The 20,119-nt window shown below is 66.0% G+C and carries 16 protein-coding genes; 11 read left to right on the top strand and 5 right to left on the bottom strand.

Annotated elements, in window-relative coordinates; translation table 11 throughout:
- Window positions 1-106: 106 nt before the first annotated feature.
- Window positions 107-730, bottom strand: a complete 624-nt coding sequence (locus ACMGT0_RS22530; protein ID WP_054057585.1) for a TetR/AcrR family transcriptional regulator — start codon at window positions 728-730, stop codon at window positions 107-109.
- A 166-nt stretch (window positions 731-896) separates the two neighbouring features.
- Here ACMGT0_RS22530 and ACMGT0_RS22535 point away from each other — a divergent pair, with 166 nt between their 5' ends.
- The 8 genes from ACMGT0_RS22535 to ACMGT0_RS22570 all read left to right on the top strand — a co-directional run bounded on the left by ACMGT0_RS22535 (window position 897) and on the right by ACMGT0_RS22570 (window position 10,524).
- Entirely contained in the window at window positions 897-2,687 is a 1,791-nt protein-coding gene (locus ACMGT0_RS22535; RefSeq protein WP_416769856.1) for an acyclic terpene utilization AtuA family protein, read from the top strand.
- Window positions 2,688-2,699: 12 nt separating this feature from the next.
- Window positions 2,700-3,569, top strand: coding sequence for an SDR family oxidoreductase (locus tag ACMGT0_RS22540; protein WP_054063116.1), 870 nt, complete (start codon window positions 2,700-2,702; stop codon window positions 3,567-3,569).
- A 3-nt stretch (window positions 3,570-3,572) separates the two neighbouring features.
- On the top strand, window positions 3,573-5,189 hold the full coding sequence (gene atuC, locus ACMGT0_RS22545) for a geranyl-CoA carboxylase subunit beta (protein WP_416769858.1): 1,617 nt from the start codon (window positions 3,573-3,575) through the stop codon (window positions 5,187-5,189).
- A gap of 165 nt (window positions 5,190-5,354) precedes the next feature.
- On the top strand, window positions 5,355-6,512 hold the full coding sequence (atuD, locus tag ACMGT0_RS22550; RefSeq protein WP_054061497.1) for a citronellyl-CoA dehydrogenase: 1,158 nt from the start codon (window positions 5,355-5,357) through the stop codon (window positions 6,510-6,512).
- The gene (locus tag ACMGT0_RS22555) at window positions 6,509-7,300 is read left to right on the top strand and encodes an enoyl-CoA hydratase/isomerase family protein (RefSeq protein WP_054062876.1); all 792 of its coding nucleotides are present in this window, start codon (window positions 6,509-6,511) and stop codon (window positions 7,298-7,300) included. Before atuD ends, ACMGT0_RS22555 begins: the two co-directional genes overlap by 4 nt.
- 134 nt (window positions 7,301-7,434) lie before the next feature.
- Complete coding sequence (locus ACMGT0_RS22560; protein WP_273825415.1) at window positions 7,435-9,396, top strand: acetyl/propionyl/methylcrotonyl-CoA carboxylase subunit alpha; 1,962 nt, start codon at window positions 7,435-7,437, stop codon at window positions 9,394-9,396.
- A 69-nt stretch (window positions 9,397-9,465) separates the two neighbouring features.
- A complete protein-coding gene (locus ACMGT0_RS22565; protein WP_054058296.1) occupies window positions 9,466-10,008 on the top strand; it encodes an exonuclease domain-containing protein in 543 nt (180 codons plus the stop codon).
- A gap of 234 nt (window positions 10,009-10,242) precedes the next feature.
- Window positions 10,243-10,524 (top strand): pyrimidine/purine nucleoside phosphorylase, encoded by a 282-nt coding sequence (locus ACMGT0_RS22570; protein WP_054058295.1) that lies wholly within the window; start codon window positions 10,243-10,245, stop codon window positions 10,522-10,524.
- 59 nt (window positions 10,525-10,583) lie between these two features.
- Here ACMGT0_RS22570 and ACMGT0_RS22575 read toward each other — a convergent pair whose 3' ends face one another.
- Window positions 10,584-12,377, bottom strand: coding sequence for an ABC transporter transmembrane domain-containing protein (locus ACMGT0_RS22575; RefSeq protein ID WP_416773538.1), 1,794 nt, complete (start codon window positions 12,375-12,377; stop codon window positions 10,584-10,586).
- A 239-nt stretch (window positions 12,378-12,616) separates the two neighbouring features.
- On the opposite strand from ACMGT0_RS22575, the gene ACMGT0_RS22580 reads away from it, so the two are divergent.
- Window positions 12,617-12,793, top strand: coding sequence for a PA1571 family protein (locus ACMGT0_RS22580; protein ID WP_054060385.1), 177 nt, complete (start codon window positions 12,617-12,619; stop codon window positions 12,791-12,793).
- Between the two features lie 95 nt (window positions 12,794-12,888).
- Here the strand turns inward: ACMGT0_RS22580 and pdxB are convergent, their stop codons facing one another.
- Window positions 12,889-14,031, bottom strand: coding sequence for a 4-phosphoerythronate dehydrogenase PdxB (pdxB, locus tag ACMGT0_RS22585; protein ID WP_416769861.1), 1,143 nt, complete (start codon window positions 14,029-14,031; stop codon window positions 12,889-12,891).
- Between the two features lie 192 nt (window positions 14,032-14,223).
- Between pdxB and ACMGT0_RS22590 the strand changes: the two genes are divergently transcribed.
- Complete coding sequence (locus tag ACMGT0_RS22590) at window positions 14,224-15,618, top strand: MATE family efflux transporter (protein ID WP_416769862.1); 1,395 nt, start codon at window positions 14,224-14,226, stop codon at window positions 15,616-15,618.
- 169 nt (window positions 15,619-15,787) lie between these two features.
- On the opposite strand, the gene tusA is transcribed toward ACMGT0_RS22590, so the two are convergent.
- Together tusA and rlmM are read right to left on the bottom strand one after the other, a co-directional pair.
- Complete coding sequence (gene tusA, locus ACMGT0_RS22595; protein ID WP_017905604.1) at window positions 15,788-16,039, bottom strand: sulfurtransferase TusA; 252 nt, start codon at window positions 16,037-16,039, stop codon at window positions 15,788-15,790.
- A 26-nt stretch (window positions 16,040-16,065) separates the two neighbouring features.
- Window positions 16,066-17,133 (bottom strand): 23S rRNA (cytidine(2498)-2'-O)-methyltransferase RlmM, encoded by a 1,068-nt coding sequence (rlmM, locus tag ACMGT0_RS22600; RefSeq protein WP_273825440.1) that lies wholly within the window; start codon window positions 17,131-17,133, stop codon window positions 16,066-16,068.
- A 220-nt stretch (window positions 17,134-17,353) separates the two neighbouring features.
- On the opposite strand from rlmM, the gene acnA reads away from it, so the two are divergent.
- Window positions 17,354-20,095: an aconitate hydratase AcnA gene (gene acnA, locus ACMGT0_RS22605; protein WP_416769864.1), complete on the top strand. Its 2,742-nt coding sequence runs from the start codon at window positions 17,354-17,356 to the stop codon at window positions 20,093-20,095.
- Window positions 20,096-20,119: the final 24 nt, after the last annotated feature.

Here is a 20,119-nt window from a genome sequence, read left to right on the forward strand (position 1 = left end):
CAAGACCAACCACCTCGGATAAATATCGTTGTTATCACTAAGCTAGGCGCTTTTGTTCACTTAGACAACTTCACGCCGGTGAATTAATCACTTGCACAACACGCACTTAGCTGTCCTTGAGAATCAATGCCAAGGCCTCATCGGCCAGCTGGTCCAGGGTCAGGCTGCCCTGGGGGCGAAACCAGGTGGTGGTCCAGGACAGGGCGCCGGTCAGAAAGCGCCGGACAATGAACACATCACCCTTGATATAGCCGGCATCGCGGGCCTCGCCGAGCACCTGCAGCCAGATCTGCTCATAGATATCGCGCAGCGCCAGGACCTTGGCCTGGGCCAGCGGCGAGAGTGAGCGCCACTCGTAGACCAGCACCGCCATGGCCTCGCCGGTACCGCCCATGATCGACTGCAACTCGCAGCGGATCAGCGCCAGGACCCGCTCGCGCACGGTGTCGGCCTCGGCCAGGGACGCCCGCATCAGCGCGGTGTTGTAGAGGATGGTTTCCTCCATCACCGCCCGCAGGATCTCGTCCTTGCTCTTGAAGTGATGAAAGATGCTGCCGGACTGGATACCGATGGCACTGGCCAGATCACGCACCGTGGTGCGCTCGTAACCCTTGTTGCGAAACAGATGCGCGGCGGTTTGCAGCAGCTTGCCACGGGCGCTGTCCGGATCGGTCAGTTGCCCCGCCTGCACCAGATCCCCCATGACCTGCTGGGCTTGTTGCTCGTTCACGGCATTCTCCTCAATTCTGGTACACGCCCGGAAACCGGGAGGTTGCGCGCGCAATTTAAGCCGACAGAGGCGCCCAAGCAAGCGCTTGGGGCAAACTGGCGAACGGGGTTTACAAACCAAGCGCTTGCTTGGTAGCCTCGTTCCAACTCTTGCGGAGATCGTGCGAATGAACAGGACGGTTCGTGTCGGTTGTGCCAGTGCCTTCTGGGGCGATACCTCCACCGCCGCGCGGCCGCTGGTGGAGCACGGCAGGCTGGACTACCTGGTGTTCGACTACCTGGCGGAGATCACCATGTCGATCCTGGCCGGGGCACGCATGAAGGATCCCCAGGCCGGTTACGCCACGGACTTCGTCGAGGTGCTCGAACCGCTGCTCGGGGATATCGCCCGACAGGGGATCCGCGTCATCAGCAACGCTGGCGGGGTCAACCCGCAGGCCTGCGCCGCCGCGTTGCAGCAGGCCTGCGACAAGGCCGGTGTGCCCTTGAAGATCGCCGTGCTGCTGGGTGACGACCTGCAAACGAAATCCCGGCAACTGGCCGCCGATGGCATCACCGAAATGTTCAGCGGCGCGCCCCTGCCAGCGATGTGCGTCTCCATCAACGCCTACCTGGGCGCACCGGGCATCGTCGAGGCCCTGCGCCTGGGCGCGGACATCGTGATCACCGGACGGGTGGTGGACAGCGCAGTGGTCAGCGCGGCTCTGGTGCATGAATTCGGCTGGGCCTGGGACGACTACGACAAGCTGGCCCAGGCGGCGCTGGCCGGGCATATCATCGAATGCGGCGCCCAATGTACCGGCGGCAACTTCACCGACTGGCGCGACGTGCCGGACTACGAACATATCGGTTTCCCGATCGTCGAGGTCGGTGCCGATGGCGACTTTCTGGTGAGCAAGCCGGAGGGCTCCGGCGGACTGGTTTCACCGCTGAGCGTCGGCGAGCAACTGCTGTACGAAATCGGCGACCCACGGGCCTACCGGCTGCCGGATGTGATCTGCGACTTCACCCGGGTGAGCCTGGTCCAGCGGGCCGAGAACGTCGTCGCCGTACAGGGTGCCAGGGGCCTGCCGCCCACCGGGCAGTACAAGGTCAGCGCCACCTGGGCCGATGGTTTCCGCTGCACCGCCAGTTGCCTGATCGCCGGCATCGATGCCGTGGACAAGGCCCGCCGCGTCAGCCAGGCAATCATCGACAAGACCTCGCAGATGTTCCAGCTACGCGGTTGGGCCCCCTACAGCGAGGTGAACATCGAACTGCTGGGCAGCGAGGCCAGCTACGGCCCCCATGGCCGACGCCAGGACAGCCGCGAAGTGGTGATCAAGCTCGCCGTGCGCCATCCGAGCAAGCAGGCGCTGATCCTGTTCTCCCGGGAAATCGCCCAGGCTGCCACGGGCATGGCGCCGGGCCTGACCGGGATCGTCGGTGGCCGGCCGACGGTGTACCCGCTGATCCGGCTGTTTTCGTTCCTGGTCGACAAGCAGATCTGCGAGCTGGGCGTGCGTATCGGTGAACAGACGCACCCGTGCGCCCTGCCCGTGCTGCCGGCCTTCGAGCCGTCCGGAATTGCCGAAGATCTCCCGCCGCCCCTGCCGCAAGGCCCGGCCGAGGCCAGCGTGCCACTGGTCCGGCTGGCGGTGGCCCGCTCCGGCGACAAGGGCAATCACAGCAACATCGGCGTCATGGCCCGGCGCCCGGAATACCTGCCGTGGATTGCCGCGGCGCTGACCCCGGCCGCGGTCGTCGACTGGATGGGCCACGTGCTCGACCCTCTGCTCGGGCGCGTCGAACGCTGGTACCTGCCCGGCAGCCACAGCCTGAATTTCCTCCTGGAAAACGCCCTGGGCGGTGGCGGAGTCGCCAGCCTGCGCATCGACCCGCAGGGCAAGGCCTTTGCCCAGCAACTGCTGGAATACCCGATCGCCGTACCGCAACAGCTTGCCGACCAACTTGCCTGAGGGACCGTGACCGTGGCCTATGCTTCCGTGTTCAAACCCGATCTATTCAACGGCCAGACGATCCTGGTCACCGGTGGCGGCAGCGGTATCGGCCGCTGCACCGCCCACGAACTGGCGGCCCTCGGCGCCCGCGTACTGCTGGTGGGGCGCAAGGCGGAAAAACTGCAACAGGTCGCCGCCGAGATCGTCGAAGATGGCGGCAGCGCGGCCTGGCAAAACTGTGATATCCGTGACGAGGACGCCGTGAAGCGGTTGGTCGCCGAACTGATTTCCGAACATGGCCCGATCCATGGGCTGGTCAACAATGCCGGCGGCCAATACCCGGCCCCCCTGGCCTCGATCAACCAGAAAGGCTTCGAGACCGTGCTGCGCACCAACCTGGTCGGCGGCTTCCTGGTGGCCCGGGAGGTCTTCAACCAGTCCATGAGCCGCCAGGGTGGCAGCATTGTGAACATGCTCGCCGACATGTGGGGCGGCATGCCCGGCATGGGCCACTCCGGTGCCGCCCGCGCCGGCATGGACAATTTCACCAAGACCGCCGCCTTCGAGTGGGGCCACGCCGGGGTGCGGGTCAATGCCGTCGCGCCGGGCTGGATCGCCTCCAGCGGCATGGACACCTACGAGGGAGCGTTCAGGCAGATCATCCCGACCCTGCGCGAGCATGTGCCACTCAAGCGCATCGGCACCGAATCGGAAGTCAGCGCGGCGATCGTCTTCCTGCTCAGCCCGGCGGCCGCCTTCATCAGCGGCACCACCCTGCGCATCGACGGCGCCGCCAGCCTCGGCAGCCGTGCCTGGCCCTTGTCACCGGCGCGCAACAGCGAGTCGTACAACGGTTTCCATCGGGCCTACCTGCCGGATGTGCTCAAGGACAAGGAGTGAACCATGCCGGTGATCGAATCCCAGCTCGACCGTCACAGCGCCGATTTCGCCCGCCACCGCGACGCCCTGCTTGCCAGCCTCGAACAGCTCCGCCAACTGGAGCGCAAGCTGCTGGACAAGGCCGAACAGGCCCGCGACAAGTTCGCCGGCCGCGGGCAGTTGCTGCCGCGTGAACGCCTGAACCTGCTGCTCGACCCCGGTGCGCCGTTCCTCGAACTGGCCAGCCTGGCCGGCTACAAACTGCATGACGACAAGGACGGCAGCCAGGCCGGTGGTGGCCTGATCGCCGGGATCGGCTACGTCTGCGGCGTACGCCTGCTGGTGGTGGCCAACAACAGTGCGATCAAGGGCGGGACCATTTCCCCCAGCGGCCTGAAGAAGACCCTGCGCCTGCAACAGATCGCCATGGAAAACCGGCTGCCGGTGATCACCCTGGCCGAAAGCGGCGGTGCCAACCTGAACTATGCGGCGGAGATTTTCGTCGAGGGTGCGCGCTGCTTCGCCAACCAGGCCCGGATGTCGGCCATGGGCCTGCCGCAGATCACCGTGGTCCACGGCTCGGCGACCGCTGGCGGCGCCTACCAGCCGGGGCTGTCGGACTACGTGGTGGTGGTGCGCGGCAAGGCCAGGCTGTTCCTCGCCGGGCCGCCACTGCTCAAGGCCGCCACCGGCGAAATCGCCACCGACGAGCAGCTGGGTGGCGCCCAGATGCATGCCCAGTTGGCCGGCACGGCCGAATACCTGGCCGAGGACGATGCCGACGGCATTCGCCTGGCCCGCGAGATCGTCGCCGCGCTGCCGTGGAATGCGCGGCTGCCGCAGGCGCCCGCACCGGCTTTCGCCGAACCGCTCTACCCGATCGACGACCTGCTGGGGCTGATTCCCGATGACCCGAAAAAGCCCTATGACGTGCGCGAGATTCTCGCCCGCCTGGCCGATGGCTCGCGGTTCCTGGAATTCAAGGGCGAGTTCGATGCGCAGACCGTCTGCGGCCACCTGCAGATCCACGGCCGCCCCTGTGGGGTGATCGGCAACAACGGCCCGATCACCCCACAGGGCGCGGCCAAGGCGGCGCAGTTCATCCAGCTATGCGACCAGAGCCACACGCCCTTGCTGTTCCTGCACAACACCACCGGTTTCATGGTCGGCACCGAATCCGAGCAGCAGGGCGTGATCAAGCATGGCGCGAAGATGATCCAGGCGGTGGCCAATGCCCGGGTGCCCAAGCTCACCCTCGTCGTCGGCGGCTCCTATGGCGCCGGCAACTATGCCATGTGCGGCCGCGGCCTCGACCCGCGCTTCATCTTCGCCTGGCCCAACAGCCGCACCGCGGTGATGGGCGCAGCCCAGGCCGGCAAGGTGCTGCGAATCGTCACCGAGGCCCGGCAGCTCAAGGAAGGCCAGGCCGTCGAGGGAAAGATGCTCGACATGCTCGAACAGATGACCGCCCAGAAACTCGACAGCCAGTCCACCGCCCTCTATGGCACCGCCAACCTGTGGGACGACGGCCTGATCGACCCACGCGACAGCCGCACACTGCTGGGCTATCTGCTGGATATCTGCCACGAGGCCGAGGTCAGGCCGTTGCAGGCCAACAGCTTTGGCGTGGCGCGCTTCTAGGCTGTGTACGAAATTGTTTGAAACGCAGGTTAGGCAAGGCAAAAACCGGCGAGGAAGCGCAGTTGACTGGTTGTCAATGAGCATTCCGAGCCGGTTTTTAACGCCGCATAACCAAGTTTCAAGCGATTTCGTACATAGCCTAACGCTCACAGGAGAACGACAACCATGATCTTTACCCAGGAACATGAAGCGTTGCGCCGTACCGTTCGCCAGTTCGTCGACCATGAGATCAACCCCCACGTCGAGGAATGGGAAAAGGCCGGGCGCTTTCCGATCCACGAGATCTTTCACAAGGCCGGCGGACTCGGCCTGCTGGGCATTTCCAAGCCGGAGAAGTTCGGCGGCATGGGCCTGGACTACAGCTATTCGATCGTCGCCGCCGAAGAGTTCGGCACCGTGCATTGCGGTGGCATTCCCATGTCCATCGGCGTACAGACCGACATGTGCACCCCGGCCCTGGCCCGCTTCGGCTCCGATGAACTGCGCGAGGAATTCCTGCGCCCGGCCATCAGCGGCGAGCAGGTCGGCTGCATCGGCGTCTCCGAGGTCGGCGCCGGCTCCGACGTCGCCGGGCTCAAGACCCAGGCGCGCAAGGACGGCGACGACTACGTGATCAACGGCAGCAAGATGTGGATCACCAACTCGCCGAGCGCCGACTTCATCTGCCTGCTGGCCAACACCTCGGACGACAAGCCGCATGTGAACAAGTCGCTGATCATGGTACCGATGAACAGCCCCGGTATCAGCCTCAGCCCGCATCTGGACAAGCTCGGCATGCGCAGCTCGGAAACCGCCCAGGTGTTCTTCGACGACGTGCGCGTGCCGCAACGCAACCGCATCGGCCAGGAAGGCGCCGGGTTCATGATGCAGATGCTGCAGTTCCAGGAGGAACGGCTGTTCGGCGCGGCGAACATGATCAAGGGCCTGGAGTACTGCGTCGACAGCACCATCGCCTATTGCAGGGAGCGCCGGACCTTCGGCAGCCCGCTGATCGACAACCAGGTGATCCATTTCCGTCTCGCCGAACTGTCCACCGAGATCGAGTGCCTGCGGGCGCTGGTCTACCAGGCCACCGAGCAGTACATCAAGGGGCGCGACGTCACCCGCCTGGCGTCGATGGCCAAGCTCAAGGCCGGGCGGCTGGGCCGGGAAGTCACCGACAGTTGCCTGCAGTACTGGGGCGGCATGGGTTTCATGTGGGACAACCCGGTGGCCCGCGCCTATCGCGACGTGCGCCTGGTGTCGATCGGTGGCGGTGCCGACGAGATCATGCTGGGCATCATCTGCAAGCTGATGGGCATCCTGCCAGGGAAAAAATCATGAGTACCCTGCCCGACTGCCAGACCCTGCGCCTGGAGGTTCGTGGCGGCGTGCTGCAGATCACCCTCGACCGCCCGGACAGTCGCAATGCAATGAGCCTGCGGATGGTCGCCGAGTTGCGCCGCGTGCTGGCTGCGGTGCGCGAGGACCGCGGCGTACGCGCCCTGGTGCTGCGCGGGGCCGGCGGCCATTTCTGTTCCGGTGGCGATATCCGGGACATGGCCGAGGCCCGGGCCCAGGGGGCGCAGGCCTACGCGGAACTGAACCGGGCCTTCGGGGCGTTGCTGGAAGAAACCCAGCGCCAGCCACAGGTGGTGATCGCGCTGCTGGAGGGCGCGGTACTGGGGGGTGGCCTTGGCCTGGCCTGTGTCAGCGATATCGCACTGGCCACCCATGACGCCCGCTTCGGCCTGCCGGAGACCAGCCTCGGCCTGCTGCCGGCGCAGATCGCGCCGTTCGTGGTGCGGCGCATCGGCCTGACCCAGGCCCGGCGCCTGGCACTGACCGCGGCGCGTTTCGACGGTAACGAGGCGGCGCGGTTGGGGCTGGTGCATGTTGTCGAGCGCGATGCCCAGGGGCTGGAGGAGCGCCTTGCTGAAGTGCTGGCCCAGGTGCTGCGCTGCGCGCCGGGGGCCAACGCGGCGACCAAGGCGCTGCTGCTGGATGAACAGCCGCTGGGGGCGTCGCTCGACCAGGCGGCGCACTGGTTCGCCGAGGCGGTGACCGGGGCGGAAGGCGTCGAGGGGACATTGGCCTTCGTGCAGAAGCGCGAGCCGCGGTGGGCCGGTTGACGCTTTCGCGGGCAAGCCCTGCTCCTACGAGGTCTGGGTGTACCCGAAAGTCATGGGCAACTCCACTCCTGTAGGAGCAGGGCTTGCCCGCGAAAAGGCCCGAATGTTCAACACCTAACCAAAGGACCGCCGCCATGCCCGCCTTCAACAAGATCCTGATCGCCAATCGCGGCGAAATCGCCTGCCGGATCATCCGCACCGCCCAGGCCCAGGGCTATCGCACCGTCGCCGTCTACAGCCAGGCCGACGCCGCTGCCCGCCACGTGCAACTGGCCGATGAAGCCTTGTGCATCGGCGCGCCGCAGGTGTCCGAGTCCTACCTCAACAGCCAGGCCCTGCTCGACGCCGCCCACCGCTGCGGTGCCGATGCGATCCACCCCGGTTACGGCTTTCTCTCGGAAAACGCCGATTTCGCCCGCGCCTGCCAGCAGGCCGGAATCGTCTTCATCGGTCCCGACGCCGCGGCCATCGAGCTGATGGGCAGCAAGCGCCAGTCGAAAATCGCCATGCTCGCCGCCGGCGTACCCTGTATCGACGGCTACCAGGGTGCCGCCCAGGATGAAGCGACGCTCACCCGCGAGGCGCAACGGATCGGCTACCCGCTGATGATCAAGGCCAGCGCCGGTGGGGGTGGCCGCGGCATGCGCCTGGTCCACGGGCCCGAACAACTGGCCGAACAACTGCGCACCGCCCGTTCCGAAGCGCTACACGCCTTTGGCAGCGACGAGCTGATTCTCGAACAGGCACTGATCGAACCGCGCCATGTGGAGATCCAGCTGTTCGGCGACAGCCATGGCAACCTGTTGTACCTCGGCGAACGCGACTGCTCGATCCAGCGCCGTCACCAGAAGATCGTCGAAGAAGCGCCCTGCCCGGTCATGACCGCCGAACTGCGCCAGGCCATGGGCGAGGCGGCGTTGCAGGCCGGGCGGGCGGTGAACTACGTCGGCGCCGGGACCGTCGAGTTCCTGCTCGATACCTCCGGGCGCTTCTACTTCCTGGAGATGAACACCCGCCTGCAGGTGGAACATCCGGTCACCGAGCTGGTCACCGGGCTGGACCTGGTGGCCTGGCAGCTCGACGTCGCGGCAGGGCTGCCGCTGCCCCTGCGCCAGGAACAGGTCACGCTCCAGGGCCATGCCATCGAGGTGCGCCTGTACGCCGAAGACCCGACCCATGGCTTCCTGCCGCAGACCGGCCAGGTGCTGGGCTGGGAGCCGCCCCGCTCGGAAGGCGTGCGGGTCGATCATGGCCTGCTCGAGGGCCAGGCCGTCAGCCCGTTCTACGACCCGTTGCTGGCCAAGCTGATCGCCCATGGCGCAACCCGCGAGGAAGCCCGGCGCCGGCTGCTGCGTGCGGTCGAGGACTGCGTGCTGCTGGGGCTTGCGAGCAATCAGCGGCTGCTGGCGGCCCTGCTGCGCCATCCATCGTTCGCCGCCGGCGACTTCAGCACCGCGTTCATCGCCGAGCACTTGGATGCCGACCCGAGCCTGCAAGCCTATCAGCCGTCGAGCCGTGAACTGGCGCTGGCCACCGCGCTGTTCTACCAGGCCGGGGCTATGCCACATGGCGCCGGGCTCGGCGGCTGGCGCAACAATGCCGGTGTCCCACGACGCTATCGCCTGGCGCTGGGCGAGACCGCAATCGACCTGCAACTGCTCGCCCGGCACGACGCACCGCTGCTGGTCAGCCACGCCGGGCAGCAGGTCGAAGTCCGGCTGCTGGAATGCGACGGTCGCTGGGTCACGGCCGAACTCGACGGCGTGAGGCGACGCTACGCGTATCGGCTGGACGGCGAACAGCTCTGGCTGTTCACCCGCCCAGGCAACCTGCTGCTGCGCGACCTGAGCCTGGCGGTCACGCAAGGCCAGGCCGCGGCAAGCTCGGGCACCGTGAAGGCACCGATGGACGGGGCGATCGTCGACGTGCTGGTCAGCGAAGGCAGCACGGTCAGCAAGGGCCAATTGCTGATGGTGCTGGAGGCGATGAAGATGGAGCATCCGCTGAAGGCCGCTATAGACGGCGTGGTGCGGCGGGTCCAGGCCAACCGGGGAGACCAGGTGAAAAGCCGGCAGGTTCTGCTGGTGGTCGAATGAGCGGCTAGGCGGATTGGCTGGCATTGGCTACGCTTGAGGCGGACTAGGATGCTGTCTTCGGAGCTCGAGATGCCCCACTGGCTGGTGATTGATCTGGAAGCCACGACGGATGATGGGGGCTGGCCACTGGCGGAGATGGAAATCATCGAAATCGGTGCCACCCTGGTCAACCGCGAGGGCCGGGAGCTGGACCACTTCCAGCGCTTTGTACGGCCGTTGCGCCGGCCGCTGCTGACCCCCTTCTGCCGCGAACTGACGCATATCAGCCAGGCCAGTATCGACACCGCCGCGCCGCTGGCGGAGGTCTGGGAGGCCTTCGAGCGCTGGCTCGGCCAGCATCAGGCGCGACTGGAGGGTTGGGCCAGTTGGGGCGACTACGATCGGCGGCAGTTGGAACAGGACTGGCAGCAACTGCGGCTGACCAGCCTGTTGAGCCAGGTGCCCCATGCCAACCTCAAGCAGCGTTTCGCCAAGGCGCGCAAGTTGCAGAAACCACTGGGGCTCAACGGTGCCTTGCAACTGGCGGGGCTGCAGTTCAGCGGGCAACAGCATCGGGCGCTGGAGGATGCGCGTAATACTGCGCGGTTGCTGCCATTGATTCTGCCGGTTTGAGGAGAATGGCCGCCGTTGGCGGTTCGCCGGCAAGTCGGGTCGCCGCACCGCCTGCTCCTACAGGGTGGCGGCGTATATACATTTCACGCACGACACACCCTGTAGGAGCAGGCGGTTCGGCGCCCCGACAAGCCCTGCTCGCAGGGCTCAATCGGATCGGCAGCAGGTGACGGGAGCAGGCGGCTTGGGCATACTGGCCGGCCCCATTTTTCAGCTCATTTCGAGGAATCGCCCATGTTTAAAGTCAACGAGTACTTCGACGGCACCGTCAAGTCGATTGCCTTCGCACAAGCCGAAGGCGCGGCCACCATCGGCGTCATGGCTCCGGGCGAATACGAGTTCGGCACCGCCCAGCGCGAAATCATGCACGTGGTCTCCGGCGCCCTGACCGTCAAGCTGCCCGACAGCAACGAGTGGGAAACCTTCGCCAGCGGCAGCCAGTTCAATGTGCCGGCCAACAGCAAGTTCCAGCTGAAGGTCGCCGTGGAAACCGCCTACCTGTGCGAATACCGCTGAGTTCTAGCGGGTAATACCCAAACGGCGCCCAAGGGCGCCGTTTTTCATGGAGGTTTCAGCTACGGCGTGGTCACCACGCCCGGCTCAGTGCCCCGGGCATTGAACTGCAACGCCGCCAGCCGCGCATACAGCGGGTTGCTGGCAATCAGTTCGGCATGGGTACCGATCGCCACCAGCCGGCCCTGATCCATCACCGCGATACGATCGGCGTTCTGCACCGTGGCCAGGCGATGGGCGATCACCAGGGTGGTGCGGCCCTGCATCAGGCTCGGCAGCGCCTGCTGGATCAGGTGTTCGCTCTGGGCGTCGAGGGCACTGGTGGCCTCGTCCAGCAGCAGGATCGGCGCATCCACCAGCAACGCCCGGGCGATCGCCAGGCGCTGGCGCTGGCCGCCGGACAGGCCGAGCCCGGCATCACCCAGATGGGTCTGGTAGCCCTGGGGCATCTGCATGATGAAGTCGTGGGCATGGGCGATCCGCGCCGCCTCGCGGACCTGCCCGTCGCTGGCCGTCGGGTTGCCGTAGCGGATGTTCTCCTCGACGCTGCCGAAGAACAGCGCCGGGCTCTGCGACACCAGGGCGAAACAGCGGCGCAGGTCCAGCGGGTCGAGTTGGATCAGCGGCTGGCCGTCGAGCAGCAGGCGGCCCTGTTGCGGGTCGTAGAAGCGCAGCAGCAGGTCGAACAGGGTCGACTTGCCTGCCCCCGACGGCCCGACCAGCGCCAGGGTTTCGCCAGCCCTGACGCTCAGATCGAGGCCGTCGATGGCATGGCTGTCCGGACGCGACGGGTAGCTGAAGCGCAGGTTTTCCAGCACCAGGTTGCCGGCGACCCGCTCGGCCAGGCGTACGCCGCCGTCGGCGGGGGCCGTGATGGCATTGCTCGACTGCAGCAGTTCGGCAATCCGCTCGGCGGCGCCCGCCGCCCGTTGCAGTTCGCCGATGACCTCGCTGAGGGTGCCGAAGGCACTGCCGACGATCAGGCTGTAGAACACGAAGGCCGCCAGTTCACCACCGGAAATCTTCCCGGCGATCACGTCCATGCCGCCCACCCAGAGCATCACCCCCACCGCGCCGAGCACCAGCACGATCACCAGGGTGATCAGCCAGGCGCGCTGGACGATACGCCTGCGGGCGGTCTGGAAGGCCTGTTCGACGGTCGCGGCGAAGCGCTGTTCATCCTGCGCCTGGTGGTTGTAGGCCTGCACGGTCTTGATCTGGCCGAGGGTCTCGGCCACATAGCTGCCGACATCGGCGATGCGGTCCTGGCTCTGGCGTGACAGGCTGCGCACCCGCCGGCCGAAGATCAGGATCGGTGCCAGCACCAGCGGCAGGGCGATCACCACGATGCTCGTCAGCTTGGGGTTGGTGACGAACAGCAGCACCACGCCGCCGATCACCATCAACGCATTGCGCAGGAACAGCGACAGGGAGGAGCCGATCACCGATTGCAGCAGGGTGGTGTCGGCGGTCAGCCGCGACTGGATCTCCGAACTGCGGTTGTTCTCGTAGAAGCCCGGATGCAGGTAGATCAGGTGGTTGAACACCTGGCGGCGAATATCGGCGACCACCCGCTCGCCGATCCACGACACCAGGTAGAACCGGGTGAAGGTGCCCACCGCCAGCCCCAGCACCAGCAACAGGAACAGCCCGATGGACTGATTGAGCAGGTGCGGCGACTGGGTCATGAAGCCCTTGTCCACCAACAGGCGGATGCCCTGGCCCATGGACAGGGTGATGCCGGCGGTGACGATCAGCGCCAGCAGCGCCGCCACCGTCTGCCAGCGATAGGGGGCGACGAACTGGCTGGCCAGGCGCATGGCCCGGCGTTGACGAGCAGAAAGCATGATGGGAATCCGTTGTGCGATACACAGAGCCTACACCCAAGTTCGAGTGAACTTTCGTGAAACGCAATCAGTCAGGTTAATTATGACCGGGAATACTAGGGCCTAGAGACGATCGGTCTAACGTGCGGCTGGCGGGAACCTGTGGTTTCTGTTGCACTGAAATCACGCGGCCCGCTGTTGTCGACGGTGTCACAGCCTGGTCATGCCGCGGATATAAACTCGATAGGCACCTGATGAGGAGACAGGCCATGGACTTGCAACACAGCACTAACCAGATCCCGGTGATTCGTCATCCCAAGCCCGAGGCACTGGGCTGTGCGATTATCGACGCTGCCGGACGTGAAGTCCCGATCACCGAGGAAATGATCCAGAACGCCTGCCGCGAACTGGAACAGCGATTGGTCAAGCCTGCGCAGCAAGACTGATAGCCCGAACTCTTTTTATCGACCCGGCCCTGATGCCGGGTTTTTTCTGCCTGCCTGGCGGTGAGATGCACCGCGCTCCAGGGTCGTGGGCAAGATCAGACGAGCACGGCGCCCAGCGCCAGCACCATGCGCCGCAGTTCCTCGGATTCGCCGTTGATCCTGACCGCCAGCCCCTCGATCTCGCGACGCTGCGGGTAATGCTTGCGCAACAGGTCGAACGCCGCCCGCTGTTCGGCGACGCTGCCGACCAGGCTGCGGCGGAAATCCGCGTCGTCGCGGCGCGGGTCGTACACCGCCCGACAGATCATCGCCATGGCCCAGGCCGGGTCGCTGCCGGCGTTGAGGGTGACTTGCGCCAGGTCCGGTGCGGGCAGCAGGTCCTCCAGGCGAACCACCGGCGGCTGGCCGCTGAAGGCGCAGTAGGCCTGGTAGATCTGCGCCGTGCCACGCTGCTTGCCATCCAGGCTGTAGCCGCCGATATGCGGCGAACCGAGCACGCAGAGCGCGGCCAGCTCGATATCCACCTGCGGCTCGGCCTCCCACACGTCGAGGACCGCCTGCAGGTCCTCGCGGTCCAGCAGCACCTCGCGCAGGGCCTCATTGTCCACCACCGGACCGCGGGCGGCGTTGATCAGCCAGGCCCCCTGGCGCAGTCGCTGCAGGCGTTCCCGGTCGAGCAGGTGCCAGGTCGCCAGATCACCGGTACGGGTCAGCGGGGTGTGCAGGCTGATCACGTCGCAGTGTTCGAGGATCTGCTCCAGGTCGACATAATCGCCACCTTCGGCCGCCTGGCGTGGCGGGTCGCAGACCAGCACCTTCCAGCCCAGGCCACGCAGCACCTTGACCAGGCGCCCACCGACCTCGCCGGCGCCGATGACGCCATAGGTGCGGCTGGCCAAAGGAAGACCCTCGATTTCCGCCAGGGTCAGCAGGCTGCCCAACACGTAGTCGACCACCCCGCGGGCGTTGCAACCGGGCGCACTGGACCAGTGAATGCCGGCCTCGTCGAAGTACGCCAGGTCCAGGTGGTCGGTGCCGATGGTGCAGGTACCGACGAAGCGCACCCGGCTGCCTTCGAGCAGTTCGCGGCTGACCGGCGTCACCGAACGCACCAGCAGTACATCGGCCTCGGCCACCGCCGCGCGGTCGATGGCGCGCCCCGGATAACGGCGGATCTCGCCGAAACCGGCAAAGAACGCATCGATCAGGGGAATATTCTCGTCGGCAACAATCAGCATGGCGGGCTCCTTTGGCAGGCCGGCAGTTTGGCGCAGATCGCCCGCCGCCACCAGTCGGCGGGCGATCATCGGCAGAGAAAATCCCGGCTTACGGCCAGCGTCATTACAAATGCCCTACAGAGGAAATTTCCTGACCGTTGCGTCAAGGCGTAAACTCCGCAGCTTTCCCCGCAATACTTGGATACATCACTGGTGAGCACCGTTACCGATACCCCTGCCCTCGGCCGCCCGGCACAAGCCCTGCTGGAAATGCGCAATCTGCTGGGACTGGCCCTGCCGATCATCATTGCCCAACTGGCCCACACCGCCATGGGCTTCGTCGATGCGGTGATGGCCGGCCGCGTCGGCCCGCGGGACCTGGCCGCGGTGGCGCTGGGCAACTCGATCTGGGTACCGGTGTTCCTGCTGATGACCGGCATCCTGCTCGCCACCACGCCCAAGGTCGCCCAGCGCCATGGCGCCGGGACGCCGGAGCAGATCGGCCCGATCGTGCGCCAGGCGCTGTGGCTGGCCGTGGTGGTCGGCCTCGGCGCCGGGGCGGTCCTGTACAACGCCGAGCCGATCCTGCACCTGATGAAGGTCGACCCGGAACTGATCGGGCCGTGCATGGACTACCTGCGCGGCATCGGCACCGGCCTGCCGACGGTGGCGCTCTACCATGTGCTGCGCTGCTGCAGCGACGGCATGGGTCGCACCCGGCCGAGCATGGTCCTGGGCCTGTGCGGGCTGGCGCTGAACATTCCGCTGAACTACGTGTTCATCTACGGCCATCTCGGCGTACCGGCCCTCGGCGGTCCCGGCTGCGGCTGGGCCACGGCGATCGTGATGTGGGTGATGCTGCTGGGCATGGCCGGCTGGGTGCGCTGGGCCAAGGTCTATCAACCGAGCCAGGTGTTCAGCCGTTTCGACTGGCCGGATTGGACGGTGATCAAGCGCCTGCTGGGCATCGGCCTGCCGATCGGTATCGCGGTGTTCGCCGAATCGAGCATCTTCGCGGTGATCGCCCTGCTGATCGGCAGCCTCGGTGCCCATGTAGTGGCCGGACACCAGATCGCCCTGAACATCAGTTCGCTGGTGTTCATGGTCCCCTACTCCCTGGGCATGGCGATCACCGTTCGCGTCGGCCAGGCCCTGGGCCGCGAGCAACCGCGCGCGGCGCGCTTCACCGCCGGGGTCGGGGTGGCGACGGCATTGGCCTATGGCTGCGTGTCCGCGAGCCTGATGCTGCTGTTTCGCGAGCATATCGCGACCATCTATACCCGCGACCCGGTGGTGATCCAGGTGGCGACCATGCTGATCGTGTATTCGGCGCTGTTCCAGTTCTCCGACGTGATCCAGGTCACGGCGGCCGGGGCGTTGCGCGGCTACCAGGACACCCGGGTGACGATGATCCTGACCCTGTTCGCCTACTGGGGCATCGGCCTGCCGGTGGGTTATGCACTGGGATTGACCGACTGGTTCGGCGCGCCGAGTGGCCCGAGCGGGTTGTGGGAAGGCCTGATCGTCGGGCTGTCGTGTGCGGCAGTGATGCTGTCGATTCGCCTGGCGCGCAGTTCGCGCAAGCGGATCAGGATGAGCCGGGCGTAGCTGCCGGGGCCGCGACAGGGCCTGTGACGGGGAGCCAACGGTCTGGCGCGGTCCTTGTAGGAGCCTGGCTTGCCAGCGAACGCGGCCTCAAGGGCGCTGAAGGCTTCGCTGGCAAGCCAGGCTCCTACAAGGGTCTGCGCAGGTTTCACGCCTGCACAGCGGCCAGGGGTCATTCGGCCTTCTTGCGAATCCAGTACAGGTAGGTGCCCGCCTCTTCCCGCTGTTCCACCAGCTCATGGTCGAGAAACACACAGAACTTGGGGATGTCGCGGCGGGTCGACGGGTCGGTGGCGATCACCTTGAGCAGGCCGCCCGGCTGCAGGTCGCGGATATGCTGGTGCAGCATCATCACCGGCTCGGGGCAGTTGAGCCCGGTGGCGTCGAGGGTGCCGTCAACGTTGGGGTCGTAAGGCTGGGTCATTCTTCACTCCTGAAACCGATGCGGCATTATCGCGGCTTTTTCACGTCCAGTCGACGCAGATGGCAGGTCACTTCCTCGCGGTCGTGATAGAGCTGCTTGCAACCGACCGCCACCTTGATCCCGCGGGCCCTGAAGCCTTCGTCGATGCGGTCCAGCAGGCGACGGACCTCGGCATAACGCTGCTTCATCGGCAGCTTGAGGTTGACCACCGCTTCCCGGCAGTGCCCCTCGCCGACCCAGCTTTCCAGCATGGCCGCGGTACGCGCCGGTTTCTCGACGATGTCGCAGACCATCCAGTCCACCGGCTGCTTCGGCTTGTAGGTGAAACCGTCGGCCATCAGGTGCTGGACCAGGCCGGTGTCCATCAGGCTTTCGGCCATCGGGCCGTTGTCGATGGCGGTCACCAGCATGCCGCGGTTGACCAGTTGCCAGGTCCAGCCGCCAGGCGCCGCACCGAGGTCGACGCCGGTCATGTCGCCGTTGAGGCGCTCTTCCCACTGGTCACGGGGAATGAAGTGGTGCCAGGCCTCCTCCAGCTTTAGGGTCGAGCGGCTTGGCGCATCCTTGGGGAACTTCAGGCGCGGAATGCCCATGGGCCACATCGCCGAATTGCCGGCGTCGGCCATGCCGAGGAAGACTTCCCGACCACTCTTGAAGGTCAGCAGCAGGCGCGGCTTGCCGGCGTCCTCCAGCAACCGGCCGGCCTTGAGCAGGGCCTTGCGCAGCGGTGCCTCGAACTTCTTGCAGAAATTCGACAACTCCTTGCCGTCGTTGGTATCGAGCACTTCCAGCCAAAGGCTGCCACACACCGGATAGTCCGCCAGGTTTTCCAGAATCACGCTGATCCGGTCGGTTTCCGGCAGATCGAGGAAACGGCCACGGGCCCACTGGCGCGGGAAGATCAGTTCGGCAAAGCGCAGGCCGGCCATCAGCCGGGCCGCGCCGGCGGCGTCGGCGCAGACGAATTCGGCGCAGGCGCTGTTCGGCTTGGCCTTGGCATAACCGGCCACATCGAGGCGCGCGGCCTGTTCGGCGATCTCGGAACAGACTTCGCCCTCGAAGCCGGGCCGGCAGTGCATGAAGAGGGTGTTCACAAAAAATTCCTGAGCTGGACAACTGTAACGAGGAGGCCTGGCGATCGGCAGGCCCGGATGCCGCACGACGGCGCCTGCAAACCCGCGCATGATAGCCGAGTTCGGAACCTTGGACTCCCCCCGACAGTCCAGTGATTAGCCAGATCACTCGAACAGGGCTAGATTCAAGGCTCTGCTTGTACCACCCGGCCCGTGCCGTGCGGGCCTCAAGGAGTCATTCATGTCATCTCTCGATAGCCTGAAAACCCTTAGAACCCTGCAGGTGGGCGCCAAGACCTACCACTATTTCAGCCTGCCGGAGGCCGCCCGCGCACTGGGCGACCTGGACAGGCTGCCGATGTCGCTCAAGGTCCTGCTGGAAAACCTGCTGCGCTGGGAGGACGGCAAGACCGTCACCGACACAGACATCAAGGCCCTCGCCGCCTGGCTGCAGACGCGCGGTTCCGATCGGGAAATCCAGTACCGCCCGGCCCGGGTGCTGATGCAGGACTTCACCGGCGTGCCAGCAGTGGTCGACCTGGCCGCCATGCGCGCCGCCGTGGCCAAGGCCGGCGGCGATCCGCAGCGGATCAACCCGCTGTCGCCGGTCGACCTGGTGATCGACCACTCGGTGATGGTCGACCGGTTCGCCAGCCCCGCGGCCTTCGGCGAGAACGTCGATATCGAGATGCAGCGCAACGGCGAGCGTTACGCCTTCCTGCGCTGGGGCCAGAACGCCTTCGACAATTTCAGCGTGGTGCCGCCGGGCACCGGGATCTGCCACCAGGTGAACCTCGAATACCTCGGCCGCACGGTCTGGACCCGTGACGAGGACGGCCGCACCTATGCCTTCCCCGACACCCTGGTCGGCACCGACTCCCACACCACCATGATCAACGGCCTCGGTGTACTCGGCTGGGGCGTGGGTGGCATCGAGGCGGAGGCGGCGATGCTCGGCCAGCCGGTGTCGATGCTGATTCCCGAGGTGATCGGCTTCAAGCTGACCGGCAAGCTCAAGGAAGGTATCACCGCCACCGACCTGGTATTGACCGTCACCCAGATGCTGCGCAAGAAGGGCGTGGTCGGCAAGTTCGTCGAATTCTACGGCGACGGCCTGACCGAACTGCCTCTGGCGGACCGGGCGACCATCGCCAACATGGCCCCGGAATACGGGGCCACCTGCGGTTTCTTCCCGGTCGACGAGGTCACCCTGGAGTACCTGCGCCTGTCCGGCCGCCCCGCCGCCACCGTCGATCTGGTGGAGGCCTACAGCAAGGCCCAGGGGCTGTGGCGCCTGCCGGGTCAGGAACCGCAGTTCAGCGACAGCCTGGAACTGGACATGGGCAGCGTCGAAGCCAGCCTGGCCGGGCCCAAGCGCCCGCAGGACCGGGTACCGCTGCCCAAGGTGGCACAGGCCTTCAGCGACTTCATCGGCCTGCAGCTCAAGCCGGCCAGCAAGGAGGAGGGCCGCCTGGAAAGCGAGGGCGGCGGTGGCGTGGCGGTCGGCAATGCCGACCTGGTCGGCGGCGTGGACTACAGCTACGAAGGCCGGACCCATCGCCTCAAGGACGGTGCCGTGGTGATCGCCGCCATCACCTCCTGTACCAACACCTCCAACCCCAGCGTGATGATGGCCGCCGGGTTGCTGGCGAAAAAAGCCGTGGAAAAGGGCCTCAAGCGCCAACCCTGGGTCAAGAGTTCCCTGGCGCCCGGCTCCAAGGTGGTGACCGACTACTACCAGGCCGCCGGCCTGAGCCGCTACCTCGATGAGCTGGGCTTCGCGCTGGTCGGCTACGGCTGCACCACCTGCATCGGCAACTCCGGGCCGCTGCCGGACCCGATCGAGAAGGCCATCCAGCAATCGGACCTGACCGTCGCCTCGGTGCTCTCGGGCAACCGCAACTTCGAGGGCCGGGTGCATCCGCTGGTCAAGACCAACTGGCTGGCCTCGCCACCGCTGGTGGTGGCCTACGCCCTGGCCGGCAGCGTGCGCATCGATCTCAGCCGTGAGCCGCTGGGCACCGGCAGCGATGGCCAGCCGGTGTACCTGCGCGATATCTGGCCGAGCCAGAAGGAAATCGCCGATGCCGTGGCCCGGGTCGACACCGACATGTTTCACAAGGAATACGCCGAAGTGTTCGCCGGTGACGCCCAGTGGCAGGCCATCGAGGTGCCGCAGGCCGCCACCTATGCCTGGCAGGCCGATTCGACCTATATCCAGCACCCGCCGTTCTTCGACGGCATCGACGGCCCGCTGCCGCTGATCGAGGACATCCGGGACGCCCGGGTGCTGGCATTGCTGGGGGATTCGGTGACCACCGACCACATCTCCCCCGCCGGCAACATCAAGGTCGACAGCCCGGCCGGACGCTACCTGCGCGATCAGGGCGTGGAGCCGCGGGACTTCAACTCCTACGGCTCACGGCGCGGCAACCATGAGGTGATGATGCGTGGCACCTTCGCCAACATCCGTATTCGCAACGAGATGCTGGGCGGCGAGGAAGGCGGCAATACCTTGCATATCCCTTCGGGGGAAAAGCTGGCGATCTACGATGCCGCCATGCGCTACCAGGCCGAGGGTACGCCGCTGGTGGTGATCGCCGGCCAGGAATACGGCACCGGCTCCAGCCGCGACTGGGCGGCCAAGGGCACCAACCTGCTGGGGGTCAAGGCAGTGATCGCCGAGAGCTTCGAACGCATCCACCGTTCCAACCTGGTGGGCATGGGTGTGCTGCCGCTGCAGTTTCCGGCCGGGCAAAACCGCAAGACCTTGCAACTGACCGGCAAGGAAACCCTGAGTATCGAAGGCCTGGGCGGCGCCCCGTTGCAACCGCGCATGAACCTCAGGCTGGTCATCAAGGGTGAAGATGGCCGGTCGCGCGAGATCGAAGTGCTGTGCCGCATCGACACGCTCAATGAAGTCGAATACTTCAAGTCGGGAGGCATCCTGCATTACGTTCTGCGGCAGTTGATCGCCGCCTGAGGACTGCGAAGGCAACACTTGGAA

The organism is Pseudomonas sp. RHF3.3-3 (assembly GCF_048069595.1).
GTDB classification, from domain to species: domain Bacteria; phylum Pseudomonadota; class Gammaproteobacteria; order Pseudomonadales; family Pseudomonadaceae; genus Aquipseudomonas; species Aquipseudomonas fuscovaginae_B.